Annotated in this window: 20 protein-coding genes; 12 read left to right on the forward strand and 8 right to left on the reverse strand. The window is 30.5% G+C overall.

The features are described 5' to 3' along the window. The coding region (locus HGB55_RS07335; RefSeq protein WP_168816126.1) for a transposase at positions 1-326 on the forward strand (326 nt) is incomplete at its 5' end. Positions 327-437: 111 nt separating this feature from the next. Here HGB55_RS07335 and groL read toward each other — a convergent pair. The 7 genes from groL to miaB all read right to left on the reverse strand — a co-directional run bounded on the left by groL (position 438) and on the right by miaB (position 6,914). Beyond that, on the reverse strand, positions 438-2,072 hold the full coding sequence (gene groL, locus HGB55_RS07340) for a chaperonin GroEL (RefSeq protein ID WP_168816128.1): 1,635 nt from the start codon (positions 2,070-2,072) through the stop codon (positions 438-440). 21 nt (positions 2,073-2,093) lie between these two features. Continuing rightward, positions 2,094-2,372 carry a co-chaperone GroES gene (gene groES, locus HGB55_RS07345; protein WP_168816130.1) on the reverse strand — a complete coding sequence of 93 codons (279 nt, stop codon included), beginning with the start codon at positions 2,370-2,372 and terminating at the stop codon, positions 2,094-2,096. Between the two features lie 163 nt (positions 2,373-2,535). Then, positions 2,536-2,874, reverse strand: a complete 339-nt coding sequence (gene secG / locus HGB55_RS07350; RefSeq protein ID WP_168816132.1) for a preprotein translocase subunit SecG — start codon at positions 2,872-2,874, stop codon at positions 2,536-2,538. Then, on the reverse strand, positions 2,871-3,686 hold the full coding sequence (locus HGB55_RS07355; protein WP_168816134.1) for a hypothetical protein: 816 nt from the start codon (positions 3,684-3,686) through the stop codon (positions 2,871-2,873). Before HGB55_RS07355 ends, secG begins: the two co-directional genes overlap by 4 nt. Positions 3,687-3,689: 3 nt before the next feature. Continuing rightward, entirely contained in the window at positions 3,690-4,196 is a 507-nt protein-coding gene (locus tag HGB55_RS07360) for an LptE family protein (protein WP_168816137.1), read from the reverse strand. A 44-nt stretch (positions 4,197-4,240) separates the two neighbouring features. Beyond that, positions 4,241-5,476, reverse strand: a complete 1,236-nt coding sequence (locus HGB55_RS07365) for a sigma-54-dependent Fis family transcriptional regulator (RefSeq protein ID WP_168816139.1) — start codon at positions 5,474-5,476, stop codon at positions 4,241-4,243. Between the two features lie 4 nt (positions 5,477-5,480). Next, on the reverse strand, positions 5,481-6,914 hold the full coding sequence (gene miaB / locus HGB55_RS07370; protein ID WP_168816141.1) for a tRNA (N6-isopentenyl adenosine(37)-C2)-methylthiotransferase MiaB: 1,434 nt from the start codon (positions 6,912-6,914) through the stop codon (positions 5,481-5,483). 263 nt (positions 6,915-7,177) lie between these two features. On the opposite strand from miaB, the gene HGB55_RS07375 reads away from it, so the two are divergent. The 9 genes from HGB55_RS07375 (at position 7,178) to HGB55_RS07415 (ending at position 18,997) form a co-directional block, all read left to right on the forward strand. After that, positions 7,178-8,422: an LVIVD repeat-containing protein gene (locus HGB55_RS07375; RefSeq protein WP_168816143.1), complete on the forward strand. Its 1,245-nt coding sequence runs from the start codon at positions 7,178-7,180 to the stop codon at positions 8,420-8,422. Between the two features lie 115 nt (positions 8,423-8,537). Further along, complete coding sequence (locus HGB55_RS07380) at positions 8,538-9,416, forward strand: lipid A deacylase LpxR family protein (RefSeq protein ID WP_168816145.1); 879 nt, start codon at positions 8,538-8,540, stop codon at positions 9,414-9,416. 127 nt (positions 9,417-9,543) lie between these two features. Next, complete coding sequence (gene topA, locus HGB55_RS07385) at positions 9,544-12,027, forward strand: type I DNA topoisomerase (RefSeq protein ID WP_168816147.1); 2,484 nt, start codon at positions 9,544-9,546, stop codon at positions 12,025-12,027. Between the two features lie 53 nt (positions 12,028-12,080). Next, positions 12,081-13,241, forward strand: a complete 1,161-nt coding sequence (locus HGB55_RS07390; RefSeq protein WP_168816148.1) for a formimidoylglutamase — start codon at positions 12,081-12,083, stop codon at positions 13,239-13,241. Positions 13,242-13,362: 121 nt separating this feature from the next. Next, a complete protein-coding gene (gldK, locus tag HGB55_RS07395) occupies positions 13,363-14,721 on the forward strand; it encodes a gliding motility lipoprotein GldK (protein ID WP_168816149.1) in 1,359 nt (452 codons plus the stop codon). Between the two features lie 35 nt (positions 14,722-14,756). Continuing rightward, positions 14,757-15,392: a gliding motility protein GldL gene (gene gldL, locus HGB55_RS07400; RefSeq protein ID WP_168816150.1), complete on the forward strand. Its 636-nt coding sequence runs from the start codon at positions 14,757-14,759 to the stop codon at positions 15,390-15,392. Positions 15,393-15,437: 45 nt separating this feature from the next. Further along, positions 15,438-16,967 (forward strand): gliding motility protein GldM, encoded by a 1,530-nt coding sequence (gldM, locus tag HGB55_RS07405; protein WP_168816151.1) that lies wholly within the window; start codon positions 15,438-15,440, stop codon positions 16,965-16,967. Between the two features lie 11 nt (positions 16,968-16,978). Next, on the forward strand, positions 16,979-17,881 hold the full coding sequence (gene gldN, locus HGB55_RS07410; RefSeq protein WP_371807809.1) for a gliding motility protein GldN: 903 nt from the start codon (positions 16,979-16,981) through the stop codon (positions 17,879-17,881). A 75-nt stretch (positions 17,882-17,956) separates the two neighbouring features. After that, entirely contained in the window at positions 17,957-18,997 is a 1,041-nt protein-coding gene (locus tag HGB55_RS07415; protein WP_168816152.1) for an FAD-binding oxidoreductase, read from the forward strand. Here the strand turns inward: HGB55_RS07415 and HGB55_RS07420 are convergent. Further along, complete coding sequence (locus HGB55_RS07420; RefSeq protein WP_168816153.1) at positions 18,981-19,376, reverse strand: DUF983 domain-containing protein; 396 nt, start codon at positions 19,374-19,376, stop codon at positions 18,981-18,983. The two genes, HGB55_RS07415 and HGB55_RS07420, sit on opposite strands and share 17 nt — an antisense overlap. A 131-nt stretch (positions 19,377-19,507) precedes the next feature. On the opposite strand from HGB55_RS07420, the gene HGB55_RS07425 reads away from it, so the two are divergent. Next, positions 19,508-21,430 carry an ABC-F family ATP-binding cassette domain-containing protein gene (locus tag HGB55_RS07425; protein ID WP_168816154.1) on the forward strand — a complete coding sequence of 641 codons (1,923 nt, stop codon included), beginning with the start codon at positions 19,508-19,510 and terminating at the stop codon, positions 21,428-21,430. 229 nt (positions 21,431-21,659) lie between these two features. Next, positions 21,660-22,514, forward strand: a complete 855-nt coding sequence (locus HGB55_RS07430; protein WP_168816155.1) for a helix-turn-helix domain-containing protein — start codon at positions 21,660-21,662, stop codon at positions 22,512-22,514. Positions 22,515-22,525 lie beyond the last annotated feature (11 nt).

Genomic DNA, 22,525 nt, shown 5'->3' on the forward strand with positions numbered 1-22,525 from the left:
TGGACGATTTTGCAGCCGTATGGGAAGATAAATATTCCTACGCCATTAAAAGCTGGAAAGACAATTGGGAAGACCTGACCGTATTTTTTGAATTTCCCCTGGAAATCAGAAAAATAATCTACACAACGAACATTATTGAGAATCTGAATGGGAAAATCCGAAAGTACACCAAAAACAAACTTTCATTCCCATCTGATCAATCTGTAATGAAATCCGTATATTTGGCTTTGAGAGAAGCTACCAAAAAATGGTCAATGCCAATCCAAAATTGGGGCATTATCCTAAATCAGTTCCTTGTCATATTTGAAAAAAGGGTCCAGCTATAATTAGCTAAACCCTCGATATTTTATACTTACACACTGTGTGAAACAGTGTCAAGTAATAAAAAAAGCCACTTAAATTTAAGTGGCTTTTTTTATATAGTAAATTAATTATTATTACATCATTCCCGGCATTCCACCACCCATTGGAGGCATTCCACCTGCAGGTGCATCTTCTTTAATATCAACTAAAGTACATGCAGTGGTTAAAATCATACCTGCAACAGAAGCTGCATTTTCTAATGCAATTCTTGTAACTTTTGTAGGATCGATAATTCCTGCTTTTAACATATGAGTATATTCATCAGTTTTAGCATTGTAACCAAAATCGTCTTTACCTTCAATTACTTTTGCAACTACAACAGAACCTTCACCACCGGCGTTTTCAACAATTTGTCTTAAAGGTTCTTCAATAGCTCTGTTTAATATTTTAATTCCTGTTAATTCATCTAAACTATCAGTAGTAATTGATTGTAATACTTCTTTGGTTCTTACTAAAGCAACACCACCACCGGCAACAATACCTTCTTCAACAGCAGCACGTGTAGCGTGTAACGCGTCATCAACTCTATCTTTCTTTTCTTTCATTTCAACTTCACTGGCAGCACCAACATACAATACTGCAACTCCTCCTGCTAATTTTGCTAGGCGTTCTTGCAGTTTTTCTTTATCATAGTCTGAAGTAGTAGTTTCTATTTGTGCTTTAATTTGACTAACTCTGGCTTTAATATCTTCATGATTACCGGCACCGTTAACAACAGTAGTATTGTCTTTATCAATAGTAATTCTTTCTGCAGTTCCAAGCATTTCAAGAGTTGTACCTTCTAAGGTTAAACCTCTTTCTTCAGAAATTACTGTTCCACCAGTTAAAATAGCAATATCTTCTAACATTGCTTTTCTTCTATCACCAAAACCAGGAGCTTTTACTGCTGCTATTTTTAAAGCACCACGTAATTTATTCATTACTAAAGTAGCTAAAGCTTCACCTTCAACATCTTCAGCAATAATTAATAATGGTTTTCCACTTTGGGCAACTGGCTCTAAAATTGGTAATAAATCTTTTAGGTTTGTTATTTTCTTTTCAAATAAAAGAATGTAAGGATTTTCTAAATCTGTCAACATTTTGTCAGCATTTGTCACAAAATATGGAGATAAATAACCTCTGTCAAATTGCATACCCTCAACTATATCAACATACGTAGAAGTTCCTTTTGCTTCTTCAACGGTAATTACACCTTCTTTACCAACTTTTTGGAAAGCCTGTGCAATTAATTCACCAATGGTTTCGTCATTATTTGCCGAGATAGAGGCAACTTGTTTTATTTTATCAGAATTGTTTCCAACAACTTGAGATTGTTCTTTTAAATTAGCAACAATTGCTTCAACAGCTTTATCGATTCCGCGTTTTAAATCTAGCGGATTTGCTCCTGCAGCAACGTTTTTTAATCCTTCTTTTACAATAGCTTGTGCTAAAACAGTAGCAGTTGTAGTACCATCACCGGCTAAATCGCTAGTTTTTGAAGCTACTTCTTTTACCATTTGGGCTCCCATATTTTCAAGAGTGTCTTCCAATTCTATTTCTTTGGCAACACTTACACCATCTTTAGTAATTGTAGGTCCGCCAAAAGCTTTACCAATAACTACATTTCTTCCTTTTGGTCCTAATGTTACTTTAACAGCATTTGCTAAAGCATCTACTCCGCGTTTTAAACCGTCGCGCGCTTCAATATCAAATATTATATCTTTTGCCATTTTATTTTTATTTTTTAAATATTAAACAATTGCTAAAATATCGCTTTCTCTCATTATTAAATACTCGGTACCTTCTAAAACAATCTCGGTTCCGGCATATTTACCATACAAAACAGTATCTCCAACTTTAACTGTCATAGGCTCTTCTTTAGTACCATTGCCAACTGCAATTACAGTTCCTTTTTGTTGTTTTTCTTTAGCTGAATCCGGAATAATAAGTCCTGAAGCTGTAGTAGTCTCAGCAGGAAGCGGTTCAATTAAAACTCTATCCGCTAGTGGTTTAATATTAAGTTTACTCATTTTGTAATTATTTTTAAGTTATTAATTCTGCGAATTAAAATTGCTAAAAGTGTGCCAGTTGTTTAAAACTGACAAATATGCTTTTTAAAATGAAATTTGTTAAAACAAAAAATGCCAACGTGTCATTTCTCGTTGGCATTTGTATGATTTTTATTAAAAACTATTATTGAACGGTATCTAAAGTAGTTGTACTAGGTTGTACCGGAGTGTCTTGAACTTCACGGTTTTCAAGTGTTTGCTCAATTTCTGAACTTGTATCAACAGCATTTACTTTAGGTGCAGCAAAATTTGAAAGTAAAATTAGTGCAAGTAAAATAACAGAAAGTGTCCAAGTACTTTTATCTAAAAAGTTAGTTGTATTTTGAACACCACCTAATGCCTGAGTTCCACCACCACCAAATGAAGATGATAAACCTCCTCCTTTAGGATTTTGTACCATAATAATTAATATTAGCAATAATGCTACAATCATAATTAATATTAGAAATAATGTATATGTCATGACTTATTTTTTTGTAAAATTTTAATAGCTTTAATTCGGTCTGCAAAGAAACTACTTTTTTCTGGATATTTCAAACTTAAAATGTGATATGCTTTAATAGCACTATCGTATTTTTTTTGTTCAAGGTAAACTTTGGCTAATGTTTCTGTCATTAAACTTTCATTTTCGTTTGAACTTTCATTAGAGATATCAAAATTAGAATCAGTTTTATCGGCTGGTTTAATTTTTGGATTTGATTCTATAAATTTATCAATTAAAGAAAACTTATCATCAGAGTTTGTGCTTTTTTTGTTTGAAACAATTGAATTTTTGTTTCTAATAATTGGTTTTTGGGAAATTAATTGCATCCATTCATTAAAAGAATGTGGTTCTGAACTGATAAAATGAATTGGTTTTCCAATTTCTAGGAAAGTATTGGCGCTTTCTTTTTCTTCGTTTTCAGACTCTTGTTCTTTGATTAATTCTTTTTTAGAAGAGGTTTCTGATATTTTTTTATGAAGTGTTTCAATGGTTTCAGGTTCAATAACTTCAATTTCTTCTAAAATTTCAACATTTTTATTTGTGCGATTATTATTAAATGAAGAAGATGTAATAAAATTAAAAAGTACTTTTCTGTCTATAGTATATGCTGCTGTTTTTTTTAATGCCTGATTGTATTTAAAACTATTTATTTTATTAAAACCTTTTAGTTGAATTGCTCTAATAGATTGAAAATAAGGAAATACCGCTGATATTTCTTCTAGTTGTTGCGTTTTAGTTGCATCAATAATTTCAGGATTTTTTAATAAAAAAGTAAATTCAGCACTATTCATAAACTACCATTTAGCTACCGAAGCATTAAAAATATCTTGGGTAATTCGTTCAATAATTTCATTAAATGCATCATCCATCAAACTTCCTGTTAATTGAGCATTTCCATCATAATCATAATAGTGAGAAAATGAACGTTCAAAATTATCTTCTTCTGCCAAGTTATTAAAAAATCGAACATTAACAGTTATTGTTAAACGGTTTTGAGCAGCTGTTTGTTCAGCAGTTGCAGTCATCGGATTAATTTTATATCCGGTAATTTCTCCTTCAAATTGTAAATCGCCACCAGACTTTACCAAACTTAAATTGGTTTGTTGTAGAAACAAATCTTGAAATTGAGTAGTAAATTCCTGACTAAGAGAAGGTTCAATTAAAACAGCATTATTAGGAAAATAATCAATTTGTACTGTTTTTACATCAGGATGTAAGTTTGTACCTGTAAATGAATAAATACCACAACTTTGTGTTAATAGTATAAATATGATTAAAGTAATAAAATTAAGTTTTTTCATTTATATGCTTAGAAAAAAAATGAATTCAAAGTTAAATAAATTAACTATAAATCGTATTGTTTTATTTTTCGATATAGGGTTCTTTCTGAAATACCTAATTCTTTTGCTGCCAATTTGCGTTTCCCGTTATTACGATCGAGTGATTTTTTTATCAATTCAATTTCTTTTTCTTGTATTGAAAGGCTTTCATCAGCATCAATGGTTTCAGCAAATTCATAATCTTTAGAATTCTTATAATTTTCGTTTATTCTAACAACTTCTACATGATTTTCTTCTTGCGAAATTTCAGGCTCTTCTTTGTAAATTTTCTGAATAAGCTTTTTATTTTCTTCTTGTACTTTGGCAGAATCATCACTTTTCATTAAATCAAGTGTTAACTTTTTTAAATCGTTAATATCATTTCGCATATCGAACAATATTTTATACATAATTTCTCGTTCGGTAGCAAAATCGGTACTTGATTTTTTACCATCAATTACAGTAGGTAAATTGGTTCCTCTATTAGGCAAATATCTTAACAACCTTTCTGCAGTAATATTTCTATTTTCTTCAACTACCGATATTTCTTCGGCAATATTTCGAAGTTGTCGAATATTTCCGGGAAAGCCATAGTTTTCTAAAATTTTAACCGCATCATCAGAAAGTCTAACGGTAGGCATTTTATATTTTTGAGCAAAATCTGATGCAAATTTTCTAAAAAGTAGATGTATGTCTTCTAATCTTTCTCTTAAAGGAGGTAAATTAATTTCAATAGTGCTTAAACGATAGTAAAGATCTTCTCTGAATTTACCTTTATTAATGGCATTGTGCATGTTTAAATTTGTTGCAGCCACAATACGCACATTCGTTTTTTGAACTTGTGATGAGCCTACCTTAATAAATTCGCCATTTTCAAGTACACGCAATAATCTAACTTGTGTTGTTAGAGGTAATTCTCCAACTTCATCTAAAAAAATGGTACCGCCGTCAGCTACTTCAAAATAACCTTTTCTGGTGGCAGTAGCACCTGTAAAAGCACCTTTTTCGTGACCAAAAAGTTCACTGTCAATAGTTCCTTCTGGAATAGCACCACAGTTTACAGCAATATATTTTGCATGTTTACGGTGTGATAAATGATGAATTATTTTTGGAATACTTTCTTTACCAACACCACTTTCACCGGTAACCAAAACCGAAATATCTGTTGGCGCAACTCTAATTGCTTTTTCAATAGCTCGGTTTAAATGATTATCGTTACCAATTATTCCAAAACGTTGTTTTATACCTTGTAACGATTCCATAATTTTATATTTTTTTTCCTATAAGTGTTGCCGATGTACAATCTTCAACAAATACATTAACAAAATCACCTACTTGTTCATTTCCTTTTGGGAAAACTACTACGGCATTTTGTGAATTTCTGCCTTTCCAATGTAAATCAGATTTTTTTGATGATCCTTCAATTAAAACCTCAACAGTTTTACCAACAAATTGCTCCATGCGATATAAACCGTGTTTTTGCTGCAGTTGAATAATTTCATTTAAACGTCTTTTTTTAACGTGGTTTGGTACATCATCTTCCATTTTTTTTGCTGCAGGCGTTCCAGGTCTTTCAGAATAAGCAAACATAAAACCGAAGTCGTATTTTACATATTCCATTAAGCTTAAAGTATCTTGATGTTCTTCCTCTGTTTCACCACAAAAACCTGTAATCATATCTTGTGATAAAGCACATTCTGGAAGTATTTTTCTAATATTATCAATCAACTCCATATACTCCTCACGAGTATGCTGACGATTCATTCTTTCTAAAACACTAGTGCTGCCTGATTGAACAGGTAAATGAATGTATTTACAAATATTTTCGTGTTTAGCCATTGTATGAATAACATCTAAACTCATATCTTGAGGATTGGAAGTAGAAAAACGAAAACGTGTTTTAGGAAATTCAGTAGCTGCTAAATCTAATAATTGAGCAAAATCTACCGCTGTAGCTTTGGCAATTTCAGAAGCATTTTTGAAATCCTTTTTTAATCCGCCTCCATACCAAAGATAACTATCTACATTTTGACCCAACAGCGTAACTTCTTTATAACCTTTTTGATCTAATTGTTTAATTTCTTCCAAAATACTTTTCGGGTCACGGCTTCGTTCACGTCCACGAGTAAATGGAACCACACAAAAAGTACACATATTGTCACAACCTCTGGTAATTGATACAAAAGCAGATACACCATTACTGTTTAATCTTACAGGAGACACATCGCCATAGGTTTCTTCTTTTGATAAAATTACATTTACGGCATCACGTCCTTCATTAACTTCAGCTAAAAGATTTGGCAAATCTCTGTAGGCATCTGGTCCAACAACCAAGTCAACTATTTTTTCTTCTTCTAAAAATTTGGCTTTTAAACGTTCGGCCATACAGCCTAATACGCCAACTTTCATTGTTGGATTTATTTTTTTTACGGCATTGTATTTCTCTAAACGTTTACGAACAGTTTGTTCGGCCTTTTCTCTAATAGAACAAGTATTTACCAAAACCAAATCGGCTTCTTCTAATAAATGAGTTGTATTATACCCTTGTTCAGATAAAATAGAAGCAACAATTTCACTGTCATTCAGGTTCATTTGGCACCCATAACTTTCTATATACAGCTTTTTAGTATTACCGTTTATATAGTTGGTTAAAAGTGCTTGTCCTTGCTTTTTTTCTTCTATAACTTTTTCGCTACCCATATATGTTTTTATTGGATTGCAAATGTATAACCAATTTTTTAAAAATGTGCCAAATTGGCAGAATTTTAACAATCAAAAAGTATAACTAGAAATATGAAAGTATTAATATAGTTAGGATATTAGAAAAGTGAAAAAATAAAACCATTGTAGCGTTTTACTATTTTTTAACGTATTGTAGTTAATAGGTCTTGAGAAATAAGAAGTGTTTTTTTATATCATTAAAGGCTTTTTAAGCTAATTAATCAAACTTAAATTCAATACAAATGAAAACCAGAAACTTATTTTTGTTGGTTGCAGTTTTAATTTTTATGTTATCATGCGATAATAACAATGATGAATATGAAAATGTAAATGTTGCAACTCCTGAATATATGTCTTTAGATGCATTTAGGTCATCAGTTAAAATTACTTCGCCAAAGGCAATTGTTGAATCCGGAAAAATCTATGCATATAACTCTTTAGTTTTTGTGAATGATATTAATAGCGGAATACATATTATAGATAATTCTAATCCTGAAAATCCTGTAAAAATTGCTTTTATTGAAATTGTGTCCAATAAAGATATGGAAGTAAAAGGCGATTATTTATATGCAGATAGTTTAATGGATTTGCTGGTTTTTGATATTTCAAATAAAGAAAATATACAAGAAGTGGCGAGGTTAGAAAATGTATTTCCCGATTATATTACTTTACCATTAGTTGAGAATTTAGTTGTTGATTATGGTGAAAATGGGCATAATTCAGGTGAAATAATTGTTGGTTGGAACATTACAGAAGAACAAAGGAAAGTAGGAGATATACAAAAAGGTTATAATGGAGACGTGCTTTTTGAAACAGCGCTTGCTTCAGCAGAAGCAACAGGCCAAGGAGGTTCGTTGGCAAGATTTAAAATTGTGAATAATTATTTATATGCAGTTGATAGTCATAGTATCAATATTTTTGATATTAACAATTTGGAATCGCCTATAGAATTAGAAGATGTTCAAGCCGGTTTTGATATTGAAACAATATTTAATAAAGGAAATCATTTGTTTTTGGGAAGTATGAGCGGAATGTATATTTATGACATCTCATCTCCTGCAACACCAGCATTTATTTCTGAGTTTCAACACGGTACAGCTTGCGATCCTGTTGTTGTAGATGATAATTATGCGTATATAACATTGCGTGCAGGTAATTTGTGTGGTGCTTTTGAAAGTAGTCTTGAAATTGTTGATATTACAGATTTGTACAATCTTAAACTTGTAAAATCTTATGCAATGGATAACCCGTACGGTTTAGGTATTAAAGATAACTTACTTTTTATTTGTGATGGAACCTCGGGATTAAAAGTTTATAATAAAACAGATGTTGAAAATTTAGAACTATTAAATACATTTGAAAATATAAATGCGTTTGACGTTATTCCAATGGATAGTCATTTGTTGTTAATTGGAGATAATACGTTGTTTCAATATACTTACCAAAATAATACAATTGATTTATTAAGTACGTTTAGTTTATATTAAGCCATATTTTTAAATAAAATGCAATTTTCTCATGTTATTTTGAAATAAAAATTAAAAGAAAGATATTTTTTGTAAAGTTTAATTTACTTGTATATTTGATACTTTTAAATTACAATTGAGAAAAATATTTCTTTTTATTCTTTTGAGTTCAGCTATTAGTGGGTTAGCTCAAGAAAGTAACCTTCACAGGTTAACACTCCAAGTTGATAATGATTCTTTTGTACTTAGGCGAGGGGATAAATACTATACGTCAGGAATTTTTGTTCATTATGAATTTAATGCAAACAAATTTCCGTTGTTAAAATCGGGTGGAGAAATTGTAGTGAAAACTACGCTTGGACAAAAAATGTATACACCTTCTGATTCTGATATTGATATTGTTGAAGTTTATGACAGACCATTTGCAGGATGGTTGTTTGCTTCAATAGATGCTTCTAAACAAAAAGAAAATCAAATTTTTGGTATAGGGTTAGAGTTGGGTGTAACCGGAAATGCTTCACAAAGCAAGGCTTTGCATAGGTGGTTTCACAGAGCATTTAATTTTAGTGAAATTCCGATTTGGAAAGATCAAATTCCATCAGAGTTTATGTTTAATCTTTCTTCTGTTTATAAAAAAGAAGTATTAAATAATATGTTTGCTGAATCTGTTGCTACATTGGGAACAAAAGATGTATTTTTTCAGCAGGGTTTCTATTTTTCATTTTTTGAAAATTTAAAAGAATTTAATCAATTAGCAGTGTCAAAAAAAGTTTCGGCATATACAGCTGTTAAATATAGATTTGTAGGATATGATGCTTTAATAGAAGGTAGTATTTGGAATAACAATGCCCCTTTAACTAAAGACGTTGTTCGGCATCTATTTTTAGCCGAAGCCGGTGTCAAATTTCTTATCAATAAAATTCAATTTGGGATAAGTTATCATTACAATACAAAACAAACTTCACAAGCTCAAGGACATATTTACGGAAATTTAAAAATGAGTTATAATTTTTAGTAGCTGATAATCAGAAATATAGTTGATGTTTTGGTCTAAAAAAATATCTTAAAAAATAAGTGTTATACATTTAAATTAGGACGATATATTTTTTTTCTCATACATTTGTACCCTCAAAAAAAATAAAATGGCGAAAAATTTAGTAATAGTAGAGTCACCTGCTAAGGCAAAAACAATAGAAAAGTTTTTAGGAAATGATTTTCAAGTAGAATCTAGTTTTGGGCATATAGCAGACCTACCCTCTAAAGAAATTGGAATTGATGTTGAAGGTGATTTTAAGCCAAAATATTTAGTGCCTTCTGATAAAAAAGCAATTGTAAAAAAATTAAAAGATTTAGCCAAAAAATCGGAAACAGTTTGGTTAGCTTCCGATGAAGATCGTGAAGGGGAAGCAATTGCATGGCATTTATTTGAGCAGTTAAAATTGAAAGACATTAAAACAAAACGTATTGTTTTTCATGAAATTACTAAAAAAGCCATCTTAAAAGCTGTAGAAAATCCAAGAAGTATTGACTATAATTTAGTAAATGCACAACAAGCTCGTAGAGTTTTAGACCGATTGGTTGGGTATGAGTTGTCTCCGGTTCTTTGGAGAAAAGTTAAAGGCGGATTGTCAGCCGGACGTGTACAATCTGTTGCAGTAAGGTTAATTGTAGAGAGAGAGCGTGAAATTATTAACTTTAAACCGGTAGCATCTTATAAAGTTGTTGCTCAATTTATAACAGGAGAAGATAAAAAGTTCAAAGCATCGTTACCTCAAAATTTTGATACAAGAGAAGAAGCTGAAAAGTTTTTGAATTCTTGTGTTGGAGCCCAATTTAAAATAGATGATTTACAAAAGAAACCTGCAAAAAAATCGCCGGCAGCACCATTTACTACATCTACTTTACAACAAGAAGCATCTCGTAAATTATATTTTCCTGTAGCTAAAACAATGATGATTGCTCAACGTTTATACGAAGCAGGATTAATAACTTATATGAGAACCGATAGCGTTAATTTATCCAACGATGCTATTAATGAAGCTAAAGAAGAAATTATCTCATCTTTTGGTAAAGCATACAGTAAACCAAGAAGTTATAATACTAAGTCTAAAGGAGCACAAGAAGCGCACGAAGCTATTAGGCCAACTAATATGAGTACCCAATCTATTTCAGTAGATTATGATCAAGATAGATTGTACGATTTAATTTGGAAAAGAACTATAGCTTCTCAAATGAGCGACGCTCAGTTAGAACGAACTAACGTTAGAATATCTAACTCTAACAATAACCATATTTTAACTGCAAACGGTGAAATGTTAAAATTTGAAGGTTTTCTAAAAGTATATATAGAAGGTTCAGACAATGAAGAAGAAGAGCAGTCTAAAATGTTACCGAATTTAAAAACTGGTGAACAAATAACGAATAAGCACATTACTGCAACAGAGCGTTATACAAAAGCACCATATCGCTATACAGAAGCTTCATTAGTTAAAAGACTTGAAGAATTGGGTATTGGACGTCCTTCAACGTATGCGCCAACAATTTCAACAATTCAAAGAAGAGAATATGTTACAAAAGGAACTATTGATGGTGAAGACAGAAATTATACAGAGTTAAAATTAAAAGGTGGTGAAATTACTACCAAAACCTTAACAGAAAAAGTTGGTTCGGATAAAGGAAAATTAATCCCTACGGATATAGGAAATATTGTAAATGACTTTTTAGTTGAAAACTTTTCAAATATTTTAGACTTTGGTTTTACTGCAAAAGTTGAATCTGAATTTGATGATATTGCTGAAGGAAAAGAAGATTGGTCGTTAATGATCAAAGATTTTTATAAAACTTTTCATCCGATGGTTGAAGATGTTGCAGAAAACGCAGAAAGGGCAAAAGGAGAGCGTTTGTTGGGTATTGATCCTGAAAGTGGTAAAAATATTTATGCACGTTTAGGCAGATTTGGAGCTATGGTGCAAATTGGAGAGGCAACAGATGATGAAAAACCAAAATTTGCAAGTTTACAAGGAGATCAAACCTTAGCATCAATAACATATAAAGAAGCTTTAGATTTATTTAAACTTCCAAAAAAAATAGGCGGTTTTGAAAATGAAGATGTAATAGTAGCAAATGGTAGGTTTGGACCTTATATTAAATTTGGAAAAATGTTTGTGTCAATACCAAAAGATGAAAACCCAATGTCAATTGATATCAACAGAGCTATAGATTTAATACAAGAAAAACAAAAAGCTGACGCTCCAATTGCACACTATGAAAAAATGCCTGTACAAAAAGGAGTAGGAAGATTTGGACCTTTTATAAAGTGGAATAACACTTTTATCAATGTTAGTAAAAAGTATGACTTTGATAATTTAGCAGAGTCTGATATTATTGAATTAATTGAAGATAAAAAGCGAAAAGACATTGAAAAAGTGATTCATAACTGGGAAGAAGAAGGAATAAAAGTAGAAAAAGCTCGTTGGGGAAGATCAAATATTTTAAAAGGTAAAACTAAAATTGAATTACCAAAAACTGTTGATGCTAGTAAATTAACACTTAACGAAGTAAAAGAGATTATAGAAAAAAACGCTCCAAAAAAGAAGACTACTAAGCGTAAAACTAGTAAAAAATAATTTTTTTTGGTTATCTTGCTCCCTTATAAAGAGATAAAAGAGAATCCAAATAAATGAATTTCGAATTCCTTAAACCTGTTGATACTGCATTATTAGCATATGCAAAAATGCAACCAAATAAATCTTTAGGTCAATGTATAGAGATTTACACTTCACAAAATGATTTTCCTGATATAACTAACAAAAAAATTGCGATTGTTGGTGTTGAAGAAGGAAGAGCATCATTAGGAAATTATGGTACCGGTACTAATTTAGATGAAATTAGAAAAGAACTTTATAAGTTGTATCCGGGGAATTGGCCGGTTAGTGTGGTTGATTTGGGAACGATTTCTCAAGGAAATTTAATTGAAGACACCTATTTTGCACTAAGTGAGTTGTTAACGCATCTCATTAAAAATAAAATAATTCCGGTTATTATTGGAGGTGGACAAGATTTAACCTATGCAAATTACAGAGCTTACGACAATTTAGAGCAAACTGTTAATATTGTAGCTGTAGATAATAAATTTGATTTAGGAACAATTGAAGATGAGCTTACTTCTCAATCATACCTAAGTAAAATTGTAATGAATCAGCCAAATAATCTGTTCAATTACAGTAATATAGGTTACCAAACATATTTTAATTCTCAGGATGAAATTGACTTATTAGACAGTTTATTTTTTGAAGCATACAGGTTAGGGGAAGTAACAAATTCAATCCAAATTGTTGAACCAATTTTACGAGATGCCGATATTGTTAGTATAGATATGTCTTCAGTTAAAAATGCTGATGCACCTGCAAATAATAACGCAACACCTAATGGTTTAAACGGAGCGGAAATTTGTGCAATTTCACGTTATGCCGGAATTAGTGATAAGGTAACATCATTTGGAATTTATGAGTATAATTCAAAATTTGATGTAAAAAATCAAACAGCTCAGTTGATTTCTCAAATGATTTGGTATTTTATTGAAGGTGTAAATTATAGAGCGAATGATTATCCTTTTGGATTAAAAGATAACTATCAAAAATATATAGTTCCAATTGAAGATCAGGCATTAAATTTTTATAAAAGTAATAAAAGTGGTCGTTGGTGGATGGAAATTACTTTAAATGAAAATAATAAATTTAAGAGACATGCGTTAATACCATGTACTTACCAAGATTATATTAGTGCTACTAATCAAGAAATCCCAGATCGATGGATAAGGACTTTAAAAAAATTGATATAGTAAAAAATGTACATTTTAATGTAATAAAATGAGTTTTTTTTAGTTTTAATCAGATTAAAGAAAATATTGTTTTTTAAAATAATTAGTAATAGGTTTGCCTAAATAGATTAAGAAAATTATTATGAAGAAAATATCATTGTATATTTTATTAGCTTTGTTTGTTTATAGTTGTGGCTCCAATGATCAGGGAGAATTGGTTGGAGCAAAATCAAGAACAAAATGGCATTCAAAAAAACCACTAGGTATGGTTTTGATACCGGGAGGTTCATTTACAATGGGAAAGGAAGATGAAGATATTGCCGGAGCGTTAAACTCTCCAACGCGAACTGTTACAGTTCGCCCTTTTTATATGGATGAAACTGAAATTACAAATGCAGAATATAAAGAATTTGTTTTTTGGGTACGCGATTCAATAGTTAGAAGTCAATTAGCTTTATTATCAGAATTAATGTCTGATGAAAATAATATTGTTTTAGAAGATTATCAATTTAAAATTCCGGATACTTCAGATATGACACCATACCAAAAGTACATGATGTATAATTATGGTAGCTTAGGAGATGTAAATTCACCTTTACAAGGTAGATTACTTAATTGGGAAGAAGATTTAACTTGGGATCCTAATGAATTTCCTGACGAATATTATTCTGAAGTAATGGATTCTATGTATTTGCCAATTGAAAACAGTTTTGATGGGAAAAGGATACTTGATACAAAAAAACTAAAATTTAACTATGCATGGTTAGACAGAGAAGCTGCAGCCAGAGCGAAAGGGGACAGAAAAGATTTTATAAAACGAGAAATTGTAGAAGTGTATCCTGATACAACAGTGTGGATTAGAGATTTTAACTATTCATATAATGATCCTATGCATCAAGATTATTTTTATCACGTAGCTTATGAAGATTACCCTGTGGTTGGTGTAAATTGGAGCCAGGCAAAAGCGTTTTGCAGTTGGAGAACAAAAAAGAAAAATGATTTTTTAAAATCTAAGAAAAAATCAAGTACAGTACCTTATTTCAGATTAGCTACCGAAGCTGAATGGGAATATGCTGCAAGGGGAGGTCTTAATTATGCCACATATCCGTGGGGAGGTCCATATACAACAAGTGATAGAGGCTGCTTTTTAGCTAATTTCAAACCTGCTAGAGGTGATTATGCCGTTGATGGAGCTTTATATACAATGGAAGCAAAATCGTACAATCCAAATGATTATGGATTGTATAATATGGCAGGAAATGTATCAGAATGGACAAATACAGCTTATAATGAAGCATCTTACTATATAGGTTCGACTATGAACCCAAACGTGGAAGATGCTAAAAATCATAGAAAAATTATAAGAGGAGGCTCTTGGAAAGACGTTGCGTACTTTTTAGAAGTAAGTACTCGAGATTATGAGTATGCAGATTCTGCAAGGAGCTATATTGGTTTTAGAACAGTTCAAGATTTTCTAGGTTCCAATATAAATGGTAAATAAAATCAACCTTAAACACTAACATAATAACTTTAATCATGGCACAAACAAGAAACACTAAAAAATTATTTAACTATGCTTATGGTATAGGGGCTGCGATAGTAATTTTAGGAGCTCTTTTTAAAATTCAACATTGGCCTTACGGAGGGCTAATGCTAACAATTGGTATGGGTGTAGAAGCATTAGTATTTTTTATATCGGCATTTGATTCTGTTGAAGAAGATTTAGATTGGTCTTTGGTATATCCTGAATTAGCTAAAGGAAATGAACGCGATAAGGATAGAGAAGAATCGAAAGAAGTTCAAAGTTTATTGTCACAAAAACTCGATTCAATGCTTAAAGATGCTAAATTAGATGCGGGTTTAATGCAGAGTTTAAGTGAAAGTATACAAAATTTTAAGGGAGCTGCAGAAAATATTGCTCCAGCTGTAGATTCAATAGCTGCAACAACTAAATATAGTGAACAATTATCTTTAGCTGCAGCTCAAATGGAATCTTTAAATAGTTTATACAAAGTTCAATTAGAAAGTACAAGCAGACAAGCAGAAATTAATCAACAAGTTGCTGAAAATGCAGGTAAACTTAAAGAACAAATGGAATCGCTGGCAACAAATTTATCTTCACTTAATGGAGTTTATGGAGGTATGTTATCTGCAATGTCAAGTAAACACTAATTAGTAGTTTATTAAATTTAATTATTAACCAAAAACTAATTAGAAATGGCTTCAGGTAAATTATCACCAAGGCAGAAAATGATAAATTTAATGTACTTAATTTTCATTGCTATGATTGCAATGCAAATGTCTAAAGAAGTACTATCTGCTTTTGGTTACATGAATGAAAAACTAACTGATAATAATTTAACAGCAACTGTAAAAAATACTGCAACTTTAGAAAATTTAGCAACAAAGGCTAGCGAACAACCTGAAAAATATAAGCCATTATATGATACAGCAAGTAAGGTAAACGAGTTATCTAAAAATTTTAATGATTATCTAGAATCGAAGAAAACATTTTTTCTTGAAGGACAAGAAGACGTTAAAGATTATGAAGCAATGGATAAAACCGGAATTGTTGATGAACATTTTTTTGAAGGTGATCTGTACACAAGTGCAGGAGAAGAATTTTTAAACCATATTAATGGTTATAGAGATGAAATAATAAGGCTTATTGGAGAAAACAGTCCTTTAGCTGCTAACATAAAAAAACGTTTTGATACTTCAGATCAGGAGACTGAAGATGGCAAACAAGCATGGTTAAAAAATAGATATGAAGGTTTCCCTTTAATTTCTACGGTTACTAATTTAACATCAATGCAAACTGACATAAAAACTACTCAATTTGAAATTTATAACAGTCTTTTAGGCGGTCAGTTAGAAAGTGACGTTTCAATGTCTAATTACAAAACAATTTTAATACCTGAAAAATCTGCCTTTTTTCAAGGTGAAAATTTTAAGGGGAAAGTTGTTTTAGGACGTTATGATGCTTCTTTAAAACCTTCGGAAGTTGTTGTTAATGGAAATAATATTACTACTATTGAAGATGGTGGTGCAATTTTAGATTTTCCGGCCGGTGCTGTTGGTGAGCGAGATGTGAAAGGGAAATTTGTTTTTATGGAAAATGGAAAACCGGTTGAAATTGAAATTAACAGTTCGTATGCTGTAATTCCAAAGCCAAACAGCGCTGTAATATCTGCTGATAAAATGAATGTAGTATACAGAGGTATTGCTAACCCTATGACAATTTCAATACCAGGAATACCTGATAATTTAGTTACAGCAAATGGAAATGGATTAAGAAGAGGCAGCGGTTCAGGAAAATATATTATGACTCCAGCTTCTGGAAAAGAAGTTACAATTAGTGTTACAGGAACATTACCAAATGGTCAAAAAGTAAGTACTTCTCAAAATTTTAGAATTAAAGACATACCATCACCGGTAGGTACAATTAGAAAGCAAGACGGTTATGTTAAAATGCCTAAAACAAGTTTAGAAAACTCAACAGTAGGAGCAGCTTTACCAGATTTTGATTTTGATTTAACTTTAAATACAACAGGATTTACTATTAAAGTGCCGGGGCAATCTGCTGTTGTTGTTAGTGGAAGTAGAATGAATGGTCAGGCTCGAAAAGCTATTTCAAAAGCTAAAAGAGGTGATGTTGTTACAATATTCGATATAAAATCATCGTTATCTGGTAACAGCTCGTATAAAATTAAAAATGCTTCAGCAGTAAGTATTGAAATACAATAAAAAAAGTTTAAATGATGGATAAGAGAAATATTGGGATTTTTATTTTGGCATTTGTGCTGTTTAATGCAACTTTTGCACAATCAAACTTGCTAAATGCTAAAAAACCTTCTGATATTGGTAAAAAAACGGTAGAACAATCAGTATTTGATAATGATAAGCCATTGGAATACGGTTATTTAGATGACAGAGATATTTTATGGTCTAAAGTTGTATGGGAATATATTGATTTAAATGAGCGTATTAATTTGCCATTTTACTATCCGGTTGATACCATAAATGTATCAGCCAATCGTCGTTCATTATTTGATACATTACTTCGAGGTATAAGAAAAGGTGAAATTACTGAAATTTATGATGATGATTATTTTACCGCAAAAATGACCAAAAAAGAAATAAACAGTAAGCTTTACAGAATTGATACTACTGATGCCGGTTTTGATGAATTGAATGCAGGAGCTACAAATATTGATGAATATATAGATAAGATCAACTTAACATCACAAGATATTGAAGGTTTTAAAATAAAAGGTCTTTGGTATTTTGATAAACGTCAAGGTGAATTAAAATATCGTTTGTTGGCTTTAGCTCCGGTTGCACCAGATGTGCAAATTATGGGTAGAGAAGATATTGATATTTCTGAACAATTGCCATTATTTTGGGTGTGGTTCCCAGACGCAAGGGATTTGCTTCATAAAATGAAAGTATTTAATCAAAAAAATTCAGCATATCCAATTTCATTTGATCATTTGCTAAATGCCAGAAGATTTAATTCAATTATTTATAGAGAAGAAAATATTTATGGCGATAGAGATGTTGCAAATTATGTAAAAGGAAACGCATTATTTCAAGTACTTGAGTCTAATAAAATTAAAGAAGAAATTAGAAATAAAGAACTTGATATGTGGAACTATTAAGATTCTGTAAAATACAATTTAAAAAACTCTTGCAAATAGCAAGAGTTTTTTGTTTTTAAAATTAACTTTGTTAAAATGCAAGTAGATTATATAATAGTAGGTTTAGGTTTAGCCGGTTTGGCTTTTACTAAAGAATTAGACAAAAACAATCAATCTTATGTAGTTTTTGAAGATAACTCTCAAAATTCATCTATAGTTGCAGGCGGTATGTATAATCCGGTAATTCTAAAAAGATTTACACCTGTTTGGAATGCCGTTGGTCAGCTTAAAATTGCTTTACCTTTTTATAAAGAATTAGAAATTCAATTCAATAAAAAATATGATTATCCAGTAGATATTTATAGAATATTTAAATCTGTTGAAGAGCAAAATAATTGGTTTTTTGCTTGTGATAAACCATCACTTTCAAATTATATGATTCCAAAAATTGTGAAAGAGAACTTTTATGGAATTAAAGCAGATTATGGTTATGGTAAATTAATTAATACAGGGAGAATAGACACAAAAAGATTACTTAATGATTATAGAAATTTGTTAATTGAAAAGGGAATATTTAAAAATGAAAGTTTTAAGTATTCAGAATTGAGTATCTCAGAAGAAAAAATTCGATATAAAAATATAAAAGCCTCTAAAATTGTTTTTTGTGAAGGTTTTGGAATGAAGCAAAATCCTTTTTTTAACGAATTACCAATGCAAGAAGCAAAAGGAGAATTAATCACAATATATGCACCTGATTTAAATATAGATTTTTTAATTAAAGCACCTGTTTTTGTTCTTCCTTTAGGAAATAACCATTACAGAGTTGGAGCTACATTTAACTGGAGAGATAAATCAAAATTACCTACTGAAGATGGTAAAAAAGAACTTGTTGAAAAGTTAGAATCTTTTATAACAGTTCCGTATGAAATTGTTGAACATTCTGCCGGTATCAGGCCAACTATTAAAGATAGAAGACCCATTGTTGGAAAACACTTCCAATATAAAAATTTAGCAATTTTAAACGGTTTAGGTACGCGAGGTGTAATGATTGCGCCAACAGTAGCAAAAGAGCTGTACAATCATTTAGAAAAGGGCTCAGAACTTGATAAAGAAATTTCAGTTACTCGTTTTTATTAATTTTATTCGATTTTGGATCAAAATGAACAAAAATATTAATCCAAATTATTCTTGACAACCTGAGAGAAATAGGAGCAGTCAATATTAAAACAATTACAATGGGTATAAAACTTTCAATTAAACTTAAATTAAAAAACAGTGTAGCTATTACAAATGTAGCAACTGCTATGGCTACTGTAATTCCATAAGTTACATACATAGCACCGTAAAAAAAGGAAGGTTCCATCATATATTTTAAACCACAATTTGAGCATGTTTCATTCATTGTAAATGCTTTATGAAGTTTGAATATATTTTTTTCCTTCATAAAATCACCTTCTTGGCATTTAGGGCATTTATTAAATAAAATGCTGTATAACTTTGTTCCTTTTTTAAACATTTTTTATTGAATTTTTAATCAGTTTGCTAAATTATAAAAATAAAAACTTTAATTGAGTGCCAAATTTATTTATAGTAAGTTTGTAGCGTTTTTAAAAATACATAAAATTATATTTAAATTATAAAACACAAATGCTTAACGTACATAACTTAACCGTTTCTTTTGCCGGTTCCGATTTGTTCTCAGGAATTACTTTTAAGTTGAATAAAGGTGATAGAATTGGATTAATAGGAAAAAATGGAGCAGGAAAATCTACACTTCTAAAAGTAATTTCTAAAGATATAGAAAGTACTGGTGGAACTATGGCATTTGATAAAGATGTACGGATAGGTTTTTTGCGTCAGGATATTGATTTTGTTGAAGGAAGAACCATTTTAGAAGAAGCCTATCAGGCATTTGAAGAAATAAAGCAGATTGAAGTTAAGTTAGAAAAAATAAACCAAGAATTAGTAGAAAGAACAGATTATGAAAGTGAATACTATCATGATTTGATGGTTGATCTAAACGAACTTACGCATAGATACGAATTACTTGGTGGTTATAATTATCAAGGGAATACTGAAAAAATATTACAAGGTCTAGGTTTTCAAAGAGAAGATTTTGATAAACTCACCGATACTTTTTCGGGTGGTTGGAGAATGCGTATTGAGTTAGCTAAGTTACTGTTACAAGATAATGATATTTTATTGTTAGATGAGCCAACCAATCATTTGGATATTGAATCTATTATTTGGTTGGAGAATTTCTTGAAAAGTTACGGAGGAGCTATTGTACTTGTTTCTCACGATAAAATGTTTTTAGATAATGTTACTAATAGAACGATAGAAATTTCATTAGGTAAAATTTATGATTACAAAAAACCGTATTCTCAGTTCTTGTTATTACGAGGAGAAATAAAAGAAAAACAATTACAAGCACAAAAGAATCAGGAGAAAGAAATTAAGGCTACACAAGTATTAATTGATAAATTTAGAGCGAAGGCTAATAAAGCATCTATGGCTCAGTCTTTAATAAAAAAATTAGATAAAGTTGAGCGTATAGAAGTTGATAATGAAGACAATGCGGTAATGAATATCCGATTCCAGATTTCTAAAGAGCCGGGAAAAATAGTTATTGAGGCAGAAAATTTATCGAAGAGTTATGGAGACAAGCACGTGTTGGAGAATGTAGATTTATTGATTGAAAGAAATAGCAAAATTGCCTTTGTTGGACAAAATGGGCAAGGAAAATCAACCTTAGCCAAAATTTTAGTGGGAGAAATTCCTCATGGAGGTCATTTAAAACTTGGACATAATGTAGAAATAGGATATTTTGCACAAAATCAATCAGAATATTTAGAACCTGAGCAAACTGTTTTGGAAATTATGGAAAATGCTGCAACTGACACTAACAGAGCCAGGGTAAGAGACATGCTGGGAGCATTTCTATTTAGTGGTGACGCAGTAGATAAAAAAGCTAAAATGTTATCCGGAGGTGAGAGGAACAGATTGGCTTTGTGTAAATTATTACTATCGCCGTTTAATGTTTTAATAATGGATGAGCCTACAAACCATTTAGACATAGCTTCAAAAAATGTATTAAAACAGGCTTTAAAAAACTTTAATGGAACACTTATTTTAGTGTCGCATGATAGAGATTTTTTACAAGGATTAGCAACTACGGTTTACGGATTTAAAGACAAAGTGATTAAAGAATATTTAGGTGATATTGACTTTTTCTTAGAACAGCATCAGCTTGAAAATTTACGAGAAGCTGAAAAGAGAACTGTTGTTGCTAAAAAACCAGAAGTTGTTAAAAAAGAAGTTTATCAACATTCAAAAGAAGAAGAAAAAGAACTTAAAAAATTAAAAAATCAACTGTCTAAAATAGAAACTCAGATAGATAATTTAGAAAGGGAAATTTTAGAAACAGATGCTGCATTAGAAGAAGATTATGAGGCAATTTCAAGCCAACCTGATTTTTTTGAAAATTACCACGCAAAAAAGAAAAAAATAGAAGCGTTGATGGAAGAGTGGGAAAAGATTGAGTTAAAAGTTTCGGATTTAGATAAGTAAATTAACGTGAGTGCGGCTTAAAAATATTTGATAATTATCAATTAAATAGTTGCATTTAAGTACAGTTCATTCCTGAGGATGCAGGAATCTTTTAAAATGCAAAAGGATAGATTTCTGTCTTCACAGGGATAAAAAATATAATAAGCTTATTAATAGTGTATTAACTGTTTTTAATTAATCTACTTTACGTTAAATTAATAATTTGTTGTTATAAGTTAATTGTTTAAGGATGGGGAAAACAATAAATAAAAATATTAAAATTTATAATGAGAAAAAAATTCTTGAAGCCATAGTAGTAGGTAGGCCTTACCATCCTAAAAACTCTGCTATAATTATTATTAAAAAAGGGTATATTTTTTTAAAAAATAATCTTCAAAAACTTAAATTAGTACACAATTCAATTTTTTATCTATACCCAAAAGGTGTTTACGAATTTGTTGAATTTAGTAGTGATATTGAACTTAAAGTCCTTGTTATTGATACTGGCTTAGTTTCTAATTTAGCGCTGAATTTTAATAGATTTAATACGTATCAAATATTAATGTTGGCTTCTGAAAATTATTTTTCAATTAATGATTCTGAATTGAGTCAAATGTGGAATTTAATAAGTGTTTTAGAAGAAAACTTGTCTAAAAAAAGAACTGCTTTTAGTAGTCATATCAACCGTCATTTATTTTTTTCAATTATTTATTTGAGTATTGATATTGTAAATAAGTATATTGATATTAATGCTAAAGAAATTACAAGAAAAGAAGAAATAGCTTTAGGTTTTTTAAAGAATTTAGCCATTTATTTTAAGGAAAAAAGAGAAGTTAAATTTTATGCAGAATTACTTTCTATTACATCAAGACATTTATCAGCAACGTTAAAAGAAGTTACCGGTTTTACCGCAAATGAATTGATTCACCAATCCGTAATTACTGAAGGAAAGATATTGCTTCGATCATCAAAAAAACAAATTAGTGAAATAGCACAAGAGCTTCATTTTAACGATCAATATTATTTTAGCAATTTTTTTAAAAAATATACAGGTCAAAGTCCTTCAGAATTTAGAATGAATGCAAAACCTATAGAAAATAAGTAATCTTACTTTCA

It is taken from the genome of Lutibacter sp. B1 (genome assembly GCF_012524075.1).
Classification (GTDB): domain Bacteria; phylum Bacteroidota; class Bacteroidia; order Flavobacteriales; family Flavobacteriaceae; genus Lutibacter.